This is a genomic window from Tropicimonas sediminicola, assembly GCF_900188335.1.
Lineage (GTDB): Bacteria > Pseudomonadota > Alphaproteobacteria > Rhodobacterales > Rhodobacteraceae > Tropicimonas > Tropicimonas sediminicola.
On sequence record NZ_FZOY01000001.1, the window covers coordinates 1 to 12253 of the forward strand.

The following is a 12253-nucleotide window of genomic DNA, read 5'->3' on the forward strand; positions in this document are numbered from 1 at the left end:
GCTATACGAGGAGCACGTTTGCCAAGGCGACGGTCATGCCCAGACTGGCCGACTTTTGCTCCGCCCAGTGGTCGGTTTTTGCGCCGCCGTTGACACATGCAGCGCAAGGCGCTTTGGATCTGGGCGGGGTCCATAGTAATCCTGAACCCACTCCCAGACATTTCCCGTCATCTCGTAGAGGCCATAGCCGTTGGGCGGAAAGCTTCCAACCGGCGCGGTCCCGACCCAGCCATCTTCTGCCGTGTTGGCCGCCGGGAAGTTGCCTTGCCAGGTATTCATTGCATGAACCCCGCCCGGCATCATTTCATTGCCCCATGGGAACTTCTTTCTGGCCAGCCCCCCTCGCGCGGCAAACTCCCATTCGGCCTCTCTCGGCAAGCGCAACCCTGCCCAGCGACAATAGGCGAACGCGTCGTACCAGGCGATCTGCACGACCGGATGGTCGGGCCGGTCTTGCCAGTTGCTTCCGGGGCCTTCCGGCGTACGCCAACACGCGCCTTCCACGAGCCGCCACCAGGGAGCGGTGCCGGCGAAATCGGGATATTTCGCGGTGTTGTCGAGGAAAAGGTGGAAGACGTAGCTCCACCCTTCCTGCTCCGCGACCGTGCGGTATCCGGTCGCCTCGACGAAGGTTGCGTACTCGGCGTTGGTGACAGCGTGTGGCGCAATCCGAAACGGCGACACCCGGACGCGTCGGCGGGGGCTGTCGAGGTCATCGGGATACCGCGACTGGCGTGCGCCCATATCGAAGAACCCTCCATCGAGCTTCACCAGCCGGTCACGTAGCTCAGATCTGAGTTCAAGCGGCGCCTGAGGCACCGAGAGGGCAGGGGCCTCGAACCTCGCATCAGAGTCCCTTGCAGAGGCTTCGGTCGCCGGACCGCAGCAGGTCTTGGTGTCGTCATGCATTTCGTGTGTGCTCGCTTCTCTCAACGGCGTACTTGCCATGCATTCTTCCATCAAGCCAAGGGTCGTTGCTCGCTGGCCTGGAACGCATCTATGTCTTTCGGATGCTGGCGACGGGCACTTGCCTGCGATTCAATAGTCGCTTGCCATCATGCCGGAGGAAGTCCAGCTCTCAGATCCGGAACTCGCCTTGCTCGAATTCCACCGGCCGTCCTCGAACTTCGGCGCAGCCTTGCCTGAAGCGCTTGGCGCCCCTGAGCAGGCCCTTCGACAGGAACGTCGAGGATCATGACCAGCCTTCCGTTTGATTGGCTATTGCGGGAGGCGCAAAGCGATCGCTGCCAGATCGCAGAGGATTGACCCGCGTTGCAAGTTGGAGCCGCCAGTCAGGCGCCAAGGTAATACGCTCCCGTGCGGCCCAGGCCTCTGCCTGGTCCACGAGAGGCAAGCCGGGCTTGACCTGGTCGATGAAGAGCCGCTCCGGTCGGCGTTCTATCCGGTCGACAAGCGGCGCCACGAGATCGCGTCCGAAAAGATCCTCGATCCGCGCTCGCTCCATGCCAACGATCTCCTCGAGCCCGATCACCCGATCCGGGCAGGTCGCGTGGCTCGAAGAGCGACGCTGCCTTCCTTCGATCCGTCCCGTATCTGGTCCGTCAAGAAGGACCGGCGGCAGATCGGTGTCTTCGTTGGCCAGAAGAGCCGCCATTGCCTGCATGACGCGCTGGCCGGTGGCCGGGGCAAAGACGACCTCCCGGCGTGGGCGGAATCGGCCCGCGCCGATGAGCAGCGTCTTGAGCGTAGAGAGGTCGGTCTGGTCCGTCGTGCTCGCCACCAGCACCGGCTGAGCACCGCCCAGCATCACGGCTTCGAGACCCAGGAATGTTTCCATGGTCCCTGTATGCCCATTATTTCTGGTGCTTTGCTCACCGCACGAGCTGGTGCAGCTGCGCCCTTCGCCAAGTCACATTGCTGAGGCAATCCTTCGCAGGGGGAAGACCGGTTTGGCGCTGCGGGTGCCCGGGAGCGGCGACTGCACGGCAACTTGAGCAGTCGTCAGCATCAGGCTCGGAACCATGAGGATGGGCGACGTCCGGTCGTAGCGAGATGGCCGTCACCGGCGGCTCGAATTGCGGTGGTCATCCAACGCAATATGCATCCGGAATGGCATCTGTACGCGCTCCGATTTCGCGAGTGTCGGCGCAATCCGCTCAACAGCCTTCAGTCTTGACGGTTTTCATCGTCACCGCTGCGTCATCTCCAGCGTTCGTAGAACATCGGGAATCCGCTTCTTCACCTTGAAGAAGCCCGCGGTCGCATGAGGCCAGATCGCCGTATCCCAGGTGCGGCGCAGTTCGCAAAGTGAAATGCCTTGACGTTCAAGTGCAGGCGCCTGCGTCAGCAGATAGTCTCGCAGAGGACCCTCGGGGACATAGGGCGTGACGATCTGACCAACGCCTTCGGTTGTCGCCCAATCGGCAAGAGCCGTCGGCTCCGCCGCTCGGAGACGCCGTGCGACCAGACCGCAGCGCCGCACGGTATCGTCGAGGACCTCGTTCTCGAAGGCCGAAACCGCCGCCGAAATGGGACGCTTTGACCGCAGTTCACTGCCTGCCAAGGTCGCGCAGGTATGGATATCCAGCCCGGACAGGTCGAAGGTCTCGACGCGGCAGTCTTCCTCGGTGATGAGGAGCGCGGTCTGAACACGCGTTTGCGGCGGTCGAACCTCCCGCAGCGGCCGCAAAGGTGGCAGGCCGTCCGGCTCGGTATGATCCAGCGGGACAATCTCCGCTGCGAGGTCGGACTCGCGCACCTGGAACCGACCTTCGGTGAAGCGCTCGATGTTCGAAGCGGTTGCCTGGTACGCCTTGCCACGTGTGTGCAGCCCTGCAACCCATCGCCAACCCAGCGTGTTCGAGGCCGGATCGCCGTCGATCAGGTGACGCAGGAAGAAGTCCGCCCCAGTTCGCCATGGAAGGCCAAAGGTGAAGATCCAGATCGAAGCGAACCACATGCGCGCGTGGTTGTGCAGGTACCCAGTCTCGGCCAACTCCCGCGCCCAGAAGTCAAAGCATTGCAGCCCGGTCTTGCCGCTCTCGGCGGCCTCGAGCCGGCTCCGCAAATCGTCATTTCTCTGCACCTCCGCAAGATCGTGTTCGAGCCCCGAACGATAGCTTTCCCAAATCGACGGTCGATGCTCCAGCCACCCCTTGAAATAACCGCGCCAGATAACCTCCTGGATGAACTTCTCGGCTCCGGCCGGGCCGTGCGCGTCGAGCGCGGCCGCCACGGCCTCGCTCTCCGTTACGAGGCGACGACGGATATACGGCGAGAGATGGCTGGCCGAGGTCTGTTTGCCTGGCCCGGCATCGACATTGCGGTTTGCTGCGTAGCTTCGGCCCATGCGCGGACGGAAAGCGTCGAGCAGGTCCAGCCCGGCCTTTCGGGTGCCGGGCCGTCTGTCGGAACTGTACTGAGAACTGGTCATGGCGTTGAAACTGGGCCGCCGGCACCGTTTGTCCATGCAGGCTTCGACTGCCTCGCATGATACTCGGACGAGACATCTCGTCCGCTCGACTTATGTAGCACTGCGAAAGGCGGTCGGGAGCGAATTGGCGATATGCAATCATCGATAGCGGCGGGAAGGCTGGACAGGGACGCGTCAGCGCCGGGCGATTCACTCACGGTCTATTTCGACGGATCCTGTCCTCTGTGCACGGCAGAGATCCAGCACTATGCCTCCCGAAGAGGAAGCGAGGCGTTGCATTTCATCGACGTATCCGACGAGACTGCGACAACCGGCCCGGACCCGGACAGGACTGCAGCGATGCAGAGGTTTCACGTGCGCCGTACGGACGGCACTCTGCTGTCGGGCGCTGCCGCTTTCGCGGAAATCTGGAGCATGTTGCCCGGCTGGCGCATTGCCGGACGTCTCGCCCGGACGTGGCCTGTGTCGGTCTTCCTGGAGATCGGATACCGTGCGTTTCTGCCGGTCCGTCCCGCAATTTCGCGCCTCGCACGGCGCATCATGGGGCGCGGGAGGGGCGCGCAATGACGAGCCTCGCGCTTCTCGCAACAGCGCTTCTGTTCGGTGGTATGATCCTGTATTCGTTTGGCTTCGCGGCGTTCCTCTTCTCGGCTCTGCCGGCTGCGCAGGCAGGCAAACTGCTGCGACGCGCCTTCCCGCACTTCTACCTGTTCGTGCTCGCCGCATCGGCTCTTTCGGCCTTGCTCCTGGTGGGGGCCGACGCATCGGGCGCATGGCTCATGGGACTGGTCGCTCTTACGGTGATTCCGGCCCGTCAGGTTCTGATGCCGGCGATCAACGAAGCGACCGTCACGGGCCATACGAAGCGCTTCAAGGTCCTGCATGGGCTGTCGGTCGCCCTGACCCTGTGCCATATCGCAGCTACCGCGGCCGTCCTCGTCGGCTTTACCTGATCGTCGCAATGCCGCTTCTGCCCGAGAACGTTCAGCACTACCCGAGGCCACCGCGGTTGGAGCCAGTGAGCAACCGCATCCAGATCATCCTCGGCGGTGCAACGGTGGCCGACACGTCCCGGGCAATCAGGGTTCTCGAAACCCACCATGCGCCGACCTACTATCTCTGGCCGGACGACATCGTCGCCGATCTGCGCCCTGTACCGGGTAGGAGCTATTGCGAGTGGAAGGGCGTTGCCTCCTATTTCGACGTGATCTCCGGCGGACAGGTCGCGGCCCGCGCGGCCTGGTGCTACGCCGCTCCCACCCGATTTTTTCGGCCGCTGACAAACCACGTCGCTTTCTACGCCGGCAAGATGGACGCATGTATGGTCGATGGCATTCGCGTCGTTCCACAGCCGGGTGATTTCTATGGCGGCTGGGTCACGCCAAACCTCATCGGGATCCCAAAGGGCGCGCCGGGCACCGAGCATTGGTGACCCCTGCTGGCGCCCCTCCCGACGCCACGCATCTGCCTGTTCCCGAGATCAGCCAAAGCGATGGGCTACAAGCAAGAGCTCTCTTTCCATTGGCTGTGTCTGCCGTTCCCAGAGGATTGCGCAAAAGCATCTACTTGCCGCAATGACCTTATTGGGATCTTTCCCACGACGGAGCCCATCATTCGGCTCGTCGGAGCGCTGATGCTGGAGGCCAACGACGAGTGGACCGTCGCGCGAAGGTACGCGAAGGTACATGTCGCTTGAAACTCTCGCCCGCGCACCGACGATCCAACCTTCAGGCTGCCCGCTGTGGCGACCTGATCAGCCTCGAGCCTCTCCGAAGCTCCGCGCTCTTACACCATCCGGTGGGACACTATCGGACAGGGCGAATTCGTCAGTTCAGAAAGGCGTTCGCCGAAAGCCGAGTATTTCCAATCGCTTCAAGGCCCTTGGTGCTCTTGATCCCGACATTTGGCAGCCAATACACCCGGTTTTGGCTTCGTGACGCCCTACGGAACAAATTGCTCCCGGTTAGGCCTCAGCCGCACTTCGAATGCCCGCAGCTCATGCAGGTCATGCAGCCTTCGACCATGCGCATCTCGTATTGTCCGCAGGACGGGCAGGCCTGGCCTTTGGGGCGGTCGCCGACGACCATGCGTTCGGCTTCCGGGTCCGCCTTGAGGCCGAGCCCCTCGCCCTCGATGAAGCCGATCGAGACCATGTGGCGCTCGATCACGCCGCCGATGGCCGCGAGGATCGACGGTACGTACTTGCCCTGCATCCAGGCCCCGCCGCGCGGGTCGAACACGGCCTTGAGTTCCTCGACCACGAAGGACACGTCTCCCCCGCGCCGGAACACGGCCGAGATCATCCGCGTCAGTGCCACGGTCCAGGCGAAATGCTCCATGTTCTTGGAGTTGATGAACACTTCGAACGGGCGGCGCGTGCCGTTCAGGATGATGTCGTTGATCGTGATGTAGATCGCGTGCTCGCTGTCGGGCCACTTCACCTTGTAGGTGTGCCCCTCGAGCGATTGCGGCCGGTCGAGCGGTTCGCTCAGGTAGATGACGTCGGCGCCCTGATCGGCCTCGGGCGTGTCCTCGGTGGTCTCGCTGACCGACAGCACGGAGCCCGTCACATCGTTCGGACGATAGGTGGTGCAGCCCTTGCAGCCCGAATCCCAGGCCTGCATGTAGACGTCCTGGAAATCGTCGAAGCTGATGTCCTCGGGGACGTTGATCGTCTTGGAGATCGAGCTGTCCACCCATTTCTGGGCCGCCGCCTGCATCCGCACGTGATCGCCCGGGCTGAGCGTCTGGGCGTTGACGAAATGCTCCGGCAACTCGCGCTCGCCGAACTTGTCACGCCACATCTGGACCGCGTAGTCGACCACTTCCTCTTCGGTTCGCGACCCGTCCTTCTGCAGCACCTTGCGGGTGTAGCTGTAGGCGAAGACCGGCTCGATGCCGGAGGAGACATTGCCGGCATAGAGGCTGATCGTGCCCGTGGGAGCGATCGAGGTCAGCAATGCGTTGCGGATGCCGTGTTCGCGGATTGCGTCGCGCACGTCCTCGTCCATGTGCTGGAGAGAGCCGCTGGCGAGGTACTTTTCAGCGTCGAACAGCGGGAAGGCGCCTTTCTCCTTCGCCAATTGCACCGACGCCAGGTAGGCGGCGCGGGCGATCCGGTGCAACCAGCGCGAGGTCTGGCGCGCCGCTTCCTCAGAGCCGTAGCGCAGGCCCACCATGAGCAGCGCATCGGCAAGGCCGGTTACACCAAGCCCGATCCGGCGCTTGGTACGGGCCTCCTCGGCCTGTTGCGGCAGCGGGAAGCGCGAGGCGTCGACCACGTTGTCCATCATCCGCACGGCAGTGGCGACCAGCTCGTCCAGCGCCTCCTCGTCGATCTCGGCTTCGTCCTCGAATGGTGCCGCGACGAGGCGTGCGAGGTTGACCGAGCCCAGAAGGCAGGCGCCATAGGGCGGCAGGGGCTGCTCGCCGCAGGGATTTGTGGCTGCGATAGTCTCGCAATAGGCGAGGTTGTTCATCGCGTTGATGCGATCGATGAAGATCACGCCCGGCTCGGCGTAATCATAGGTCGACTGCATGATCCGGTTCCACAGGTCACGCGCCTCGACCGTGTGATAGACCTTGCCGTCGAACACCAGCTCCCAGGGACCGTCGGCCTTCACGGCCTCCATGAAGGCGTCGGTCACCAGCACCGACATGTTGAACATGCGCAGCCGGGCCGGGTCGGACTTGGCGGTGATGAAGCTCTCGATATCGGGGTGATCGCAGCGCATCGTCGCCATCATCGCGCCGCGGCGCGAGCCGGCGGACATGATGGTGCGGCACATCGCGTCCCAGACGTCCATGAACGACAGTGGGCCGGAGGCATCGGCGGCCACGCCTTTCACGTCGGCGCCGCGCGGGCGGATCGTCGAGAAATCGTACCCGATCCCGCCGCCCTGCTGCATGGTCAGCGCGGCCTCCTTCAGCATGTCGAAGATCCCGCCCATGTTGTCGGGGATCGTGCCCATGACGAAGCAGTTGAACAGCGTGACGGTGCGCCCGGTGCCGGCGCCGGCGGTGATGCGCCCGGCGGGGAGGTACTTGAAATCCTCCAGCGCGGCATAAAACCGGTCTTCCCAGTGGGCGGAGTCCTTCTCCACCTCGGCGAGCGAGCGGGCGATCCGGCGCCAGCTATCCTCGACCGTCAGGTCCAGCGGCGTTCCGTCCGCGTTCTTGAAGCGGTATTTCATGTCCCAGATGGACTCGGCGATGGGGGCGGCAAAGCGGGTCATGTGGTATCCGATGGAGTGGAGATCTGCTGGTCGGATGCCAAATATAGCGAAACTGACCGGCGGCGACACCACATTCTTGATATTCTGCGTCGCAAAATTCCGGTCGTGCCGCGCGGGGCGAAAAAGCCTTTCGAGATAACAGGCTTGGCGTGACCGGCGGCGCACCCGTCGGTCGCGGAAACGACCTGCCGACACAGCCGACCGCGCCGTGCTGCCGGTGCCGGGAGGGGCCCGTGCCTCAGCTCGGCGCCTGGGCGATTCCGCGGGCGCTCAGCACCCAGGAAGAGAGCTCCGCGAGCAGGCTGCCGGACGCGGCCTCGTAGGCGGCGATGATCGTGGGGGTCGCGGTGTCGGGCACCGCCACGGCTCGCGTGAAGGTGCGGCTCGACAGGATCCGCGCGTCGTCCTCCCGCACGAGCCGGGCGACGAGGGTCATCCGTACGGTGCCGGTGTCGCCATCAGGCTGCACGTCGACGTGGAACTCGGTCAGGTTGCTCACCAGCGCCACATCGCCCGAAAGCCCGAGCGGCTGCCGGCCGACATAGCGGAACGCGCCCATGCGCTCGAAGCTCTCGACCAGGGCCGAGCGGATCATCGCCGGGGCGGTCTCGCTCCAGCGCGCGTCGGGAAGGTATTGCACCTGGGCCGAGGACGGCCGTACCAGGATCCGGTCGGTGTTGATGACACCGCTGGCGGTGGGCTCCTCGACGATGAAATCGATTCCCTGCGGCCCGCCCCGTGTCGTGGGCAGCGACCGGGGCGCGCGCAGCTCGTAGACGTCGAGCGGTGCGCTGGCCTGGTTCAGGGCGCCCACGGCCGAGCACCCGGCGAGGGCGAACAGGGCAAGGGCGGCGACCGTCAGGGGGCGGAGCATGGGCATCCTCATCGTCTGTAGACCGGTTCGTCCCGGCCGAGGAAATAGCGCGCGGGGTCGCGCTCGATCCTCTGGACGAGCTTGTCGAGATTGGTGACCAGATCGCGAGCCTGGCGGGCGAGGTGGGAGAACTGCGGCAGCCCCTCGTTGCTGAAGGCGCGCAGCGGCGGGCCGATGCTGGCGGCGGTGCGGTTGACCTCGTTGAAGGCGGCGCTCGCCGCCTCGACCGTGCTGCGCAGTTCGGCGCTGATCACCGGCACGTCCTCGGTGACCTCGGCGATCGCCGCGTCCAGCCGGTCCAGCGTCTCGCGCAGGCGATCGCTCAGGGGGCCGATGTCCTCGGTCAGGAAGGCATCCGCCGAGGTGAACGCCTTGTCGGCGGCGGAAAGCGCCGAGTCGCCGGTTTTGAGCGCGGTGTTCAGGCGTCCCAGTGTTTCGTTGGCATTGGTGAAGGTCTCGGTCACCGCGTCCACCGCGGTGCCGATTTCGGCCGAGATCGCGTCGGTGCGTCCCGCAGCGGCGGAAAGGTCCGCGCCGACCGTCTCGACCACCCGCGCGGCGGTCTCGGTGGCGGTGCGGATGTCCTGCATGATCGCCGGCAGGTCCGTTTCGGCGATCTGCGCGGCGGAGGTGGCGACGCGGCTCGCCTCGGCCACGAAGGCGCGGGTCTCGCTGACCAGTTCGGTGCCGCTCTCGGTCACGAGGATGTCGAAATCCGTCGCCGCGACTTCCACCGCCTCGACCGCCGTCGAGATCTCGTCGAGCGTGGTTTCGGCCAGTGCCAGCGTCTGCTCCGCGGTGTCGATGAATTCCGTCGCGCGGCTCCCGGCGGTGCGGAATTCGGCCATCGTGTCGCTGGCGTCCCCGGCGACCTGGTCGAGCTGCTGGCGGAGGGTTTCGGTCGTCTGCTGGAGGTCGGCCACGAGGCTTGGCAGCTCCTCGTTCATGAAGCGGTTCGCGGTGTCGAGCGCGGTGCGGCCGCTGTCGAGCGCGGCATCGCCCTTGTCCAGCGTGCCCTCGGCGCGATGTGCGAAGTCGGTGATGCTCTCCAGCGTCGTGTCCGCCGTGTTCAGCACGCTCTCGGTTGCGGCGGAGATCTCCTCCAGCTTGCCGGTGAAGGCGACGAGTTCCGAGCTCGAGGTGGCAATCGTGTCGGCGACGGAGGAGAAATCGGCAAGCGTCTGCTCGAGGTTGGCGGAGGCGCTCTCCACGTTCTGCAGGATCGTGGCCACGCGCTCCTGGTTTTCGGTCCCCAGCAACTCGCCGAGCTGGCGGCTGACCGAGAGCACTTCCTCGACGATGGTTGGCGCGTCCTCGCTCAGCGTCTGCAGCACCGAGCGTCCGGAGCGGATCAGCGGAATGGTCTGGTCCGAGCTGTCCGACAGCAGCGGATCGCGCGGATCGCCCGACGAGATCCCGACGAACGAAACCCCGGTGACCCCGAGCGACTCGATGGTTGCGACGCTGCTGGTACGCACCGGCGTGTCGGCCGCGATCTCGACCCGCACCCGGACCTTGCCGCTCCTGTCCGGCGCGAGGCCGACATCCACGACCTGGCCGACGGGAAACCCGCTGAAGCGCACGTCGGAGGCATTCGAGAGGCCCGAGACCGTCTCGAACTCGATGTCGAAGTAATCGTACTGCCGGTCGAGCTCCACCCGTGCGAACCAGACGAAGAACAGCAGCAGCCCGACGAAGCCCGCCAGGGTAAAAGCGCCGATCAGCACGTAGTTTGCACGGGTTTCCATGAGACTCGCTTAGCCTTTTGTCGGCGGCGCAGCAATTGCGCCGCGTGCCGCGCGTGCCCTCGGCCCCAGGAAATACTCCTTGACCCAGGGGTGATCGACCTCGGCCATCTCCTCGACGGTGCCGGTCACGAGCACGCGCTTTTCGGCCAGCACCGCCACGCGGTCGCAGACCGCGTAGAGCGTGTCGAGATCATGGGTCACGAGAAAGACGGTGATGCCGAGCGAGCGGGACAGGTCGCGGATCACCTCGTCGAAGGCGGCGGCGCCGATCGGGTCGAGCCCGGCGGTGGGCTCGTCGAGAAACACGATCTCCGGATCGAGCGCCAGCGCCCGCGCCAGGCCCGCGCGCTTGCGCATGCCGCCCGACAGCTCGGCGGGATACTTGTCGCCGGCGATCCAGGGCAGGCCCGAGAGCGAGATCTTGAGCCGCGCCAGCGCCTCGGTCAGTTCCGTCCCGAGCCCCGGGATCGCCTTGAGCGGCACCTCGACATTCTCCAGCACGCTAAGCGAGGAAAAAAGCGCCCCGTCCTGGAACATCACCCCGATCCGCTCGCTCAGGCCGCGCAGTTCGGCCTCGCTCGCCGTTTCCATGTCGGTGCCGAGCATTCGAACCGAGCCGGCCGCCGGCCGCTGCAGCCCGGCGATGGTGCGCAGCAGCACCGACTTGCCGGTGCCCGAGCCGCCGACGACGCCGAGGATCTCCCCGCGATAGACATCGAGGTCGAGGTTCTCGTGCACCACGTGGCTGCCGAACTGGTTGCGCAGGCCCCGGACCTCGATCACCGTTTCCGCCATGCTTACAACCCGATCTGCTGGAAGAAGATGGAAAAGATCGCGTCAGCGAGGATGACCGCAAAGATCGCCGCAACCACCGCCGAAGAGGTCATCCGACCCAGCGACTCTGCCGTGCTGCCCACCTTCAGCCCCGCCTGGCAGCCGATCACGCCGATCAGGATGGCAAAGACCGGCGCCTTCACAAGCCCGACGAAGACGTTGGAGACATTGGTACCCTCGACCAGCCGCGTGGCGAACATCGCGGGCGATATGCCAAGCTCCATCCAGGACATCAGCGCGCCACCGAAGAGGCCCGCGGCATCCGCGATCAGCCCCAGAATTGGCAGCATCAGCAAAAGCGCCAGCACGCGCGGCACGATCAGCGCGTGGCCGGGGTCGATGCCCAGGGTTCGCATGGCGTCGATCTCCTGGCGCATCTTCATCGAGCCAATGGCGGCGGTATAGGCCGAGGCGGTGCGGCCGGCGACGATGATCGCGGTCAGCAGCACGCCGAGTTCGCGCAGGATCGAGATCGCGATGAGGTCGACGACGAAGACCTCGGCGCCGAACTGGCGGAGCTGGGCCGAGCCCTGGAACGCCAGGACCACGCCGATCAGGAAGGACATCAGCGCCACGATCGGCACCGCCTGCAGGCCCACGGCCTCGCAATGGTGAACCAGCGCGGTGAGGCGGAACTCCCGTGGCCGGATGATGCTCTGGGCGACGCGGGCCAGGAACATCCCGAAGACGCCGGCGAATTCCGTGAGCAGGGCGCCCATGCCAACCACGCCCGCGCCGATCCGGCTCAGCAAGGCGGTCAGCCACGGCGCGCCGGGCTCGGCCGGTTCGGGCGTGGGGCGGGCTTCGGTGACGGTCTCGATCACCTGCGCCACGTTCGGCGCGGCGCTGGTGACGGAGACCTCCGCCTGCCGGGCGTCGAACCGCTGGCGGGCGGCATCGATGGCCCAGGCGATGCTCGTGTCGATGCTTTCGGCGGAGGCGAGGTCGAACTCGACCGGCCCCTCGCCATCGATCTCCCGAAGCGCCGCCTCAAGCGACGGCAGATCCCGCACCGTGAGCCGGCCGGAGAGTTCGACGCGGGTCCGCTCCGCCTCGCTGCGGATCTCGAAACTGCCTTGCCTGCGGTGTGTTCGCCTCTCCATGCCCCTTCCTCTCACAGAGCAGGGCGGCAGGAAACGGGGGAAACGCACTGCACGCGGCGCCCCGG

11 protein-coding genes and 1 pseudogene are annotated in these 12253 nt (G+C 65.4%); 4 read left to right on the plus strand and 8 right to left on the minus strand.

Annotated elements, in window-relative coordinates; translation table 11 throughout:
• Positions 1–33: 33 nt before the first annotated feature.
• From CHB86_RS00005 to CHB86_RS00015, 3 genes are all read right to left on the minus strand, one after another.
• Positions 34–909, minus strand: coding sequence for a formylglycine-generating enzyme family protein (locus CHB86_RS00005; RefSeq protein WP_089231525.1), 876 nt, complete (start codon positions 907–909; stop codon positions 34–36).
• Positions 910–1192: 283 nt separating this feature from the next.
• Positions 1193–1798, minus strand: coding sequence for a hypothetical protein (locus tag CHB86_RS00010; protein WP_089230510.1), 606 nt, complete (start codon positions 1796–1798; stop codon positions 1193–1195).
• Between the two features lie 351 nt (positions 1799–2149).
• Positions 2150–3430 carry an FAD-binding domain-containing protein gene (locus CHB86_RS00015; RefSeq protein ID WP_342747438.1) on the minus strand — a complete coding sequence of 427 codons (1281 nt, stop codon included), beginning with the start codon at positions 3428–3430 and terminating at the stop codon, positions 2150–2152.
• A 96-nt stretch (positions 3431–3526) separates the two neighbouring features.
• Between CHB86_RS00015 and CHB86_RS00020 the strand changes: the two genes are divergently transcribed.
• The 4 genes and pseudogenes from CHB86_RS00020 to CHB86_RS25330 form a co-directional block, all read left to right on the plus strand.
• The gene (locus tag CHB86_RS00020; protein ID WP_089230511.1) at positions 3527–3961 is read left to right on the plus strand and encodes a thiol-disulfide oxidoreductase DCC family protein; all 435 of its coding nucleotides are present in this window, start codon (positions 3527–3529) and stop codon (positions 3959–3961) included.
• Positions 3958–4347 carry a DUF4149 domain-containing protein gene (locus CHB86_RS00025; RefSeq protein ID WP_089230512.1) on the plus strand — a complete coding sequence of 130 codons (390 nt, stop codon included), beginning with the start codon at positions 3958–3960 and terminating at the stop codon, positions 4345–4347. Before CHB86_RS00020 ends, CHB86_RS00025 begins: the two co-directional genes overlap by 4 nt.
• 65 nt (positions 4348–4412) lie before the next feature.
• Entirely contained in the window at positions 4413–4826 is a 414-nt protein-coding gene (locus CHB86_RS00030) for a DUF427 domain-containing protein (protein ID WP_245837681.1), read from the plus strand.
• Between the two features lie 138 nt (positions 4827–4964).
• Positions 4965–5147, plus strand: a pseudogene (locus CHB86_RS25330) (IS256 family transposase); the annotation flags it as partial.
• Positions 5148–5364: 217 nt separating this feature from the next.
• On the opposite strand, the gene CHB86_RS00040 reads toward CHB86_RS25330, so the two are convergent.
• The 5 genes from CHB86_RS00040 to CHB86_RS00060 all read right to left on the minus strand — a co-directional run bounded on the left by CHB86_RS00040 (position 5365) and on the right by CHB86_RS00060 (position 12188).
• The gene (locus CHB86_RS00040; RefSeq protein WP_089230515.1) at positions 5365–7629 is read right to left on the minus strand and encodes an adenosylcobalamin-dependent ribonucleoside-diphosphate reductase; all 2265 of its coding nucleotides are present in this window, start codon (positions 7627–7629) and stop codon (positions 5365–5367) included.
• A 238-nt stretch (positions 7630–7867) separates the two neighbouring features.
• Complete coding sequence (locus tag CHB86_RS00045) at positions 7868–8503, minus strand: ABC-type transport auxiliary lipoprotein family protein (protein ID WP_176442719.1); 636 nt, start codon at positions 8501–8503, stop codon at positions 7868–7870.
• A gap of 8 nt (positions 8504–8511) precedes the next feature.
• Positions 8512–10251 carry an MlaD family protein gene (locus CHB86_RS00050; RefSeq protein WP_089230517.1) on the minus strand — a complete coding sequence of 580 codons (1740 nt, stop codon included), beginning with the start codon at positions 10249–10251 and terminating at the stop codon, positions 8512–8514.
• Positions 10252–10260: 9 nt separating this feature from the next.
• Positions 10261–11046, minus strand: coding sequence for an ABC transporter ATP-binding protein (locus CHB86_RS00055; RefSeq protein WP_089230518.1), 786 nt, complete (start codon positions 11044–11046; stop codon positions 10261–10263).
• Positions 11047–11048: 2 nt separating this feature from the next.
• Positions 11049–12188 (minus strand): ABC transporter permease, encoded by a 1140-nt coding sequence (locus tag CHB86_RS00060; RefSeq protein WP_089230519.1) that lies wholly within the window; start codon positions 12186–12188, stop codon positions 11049–11051.
• Between the last annotated feature and the right edge of the window lie 65 nt (positions 12189–12253).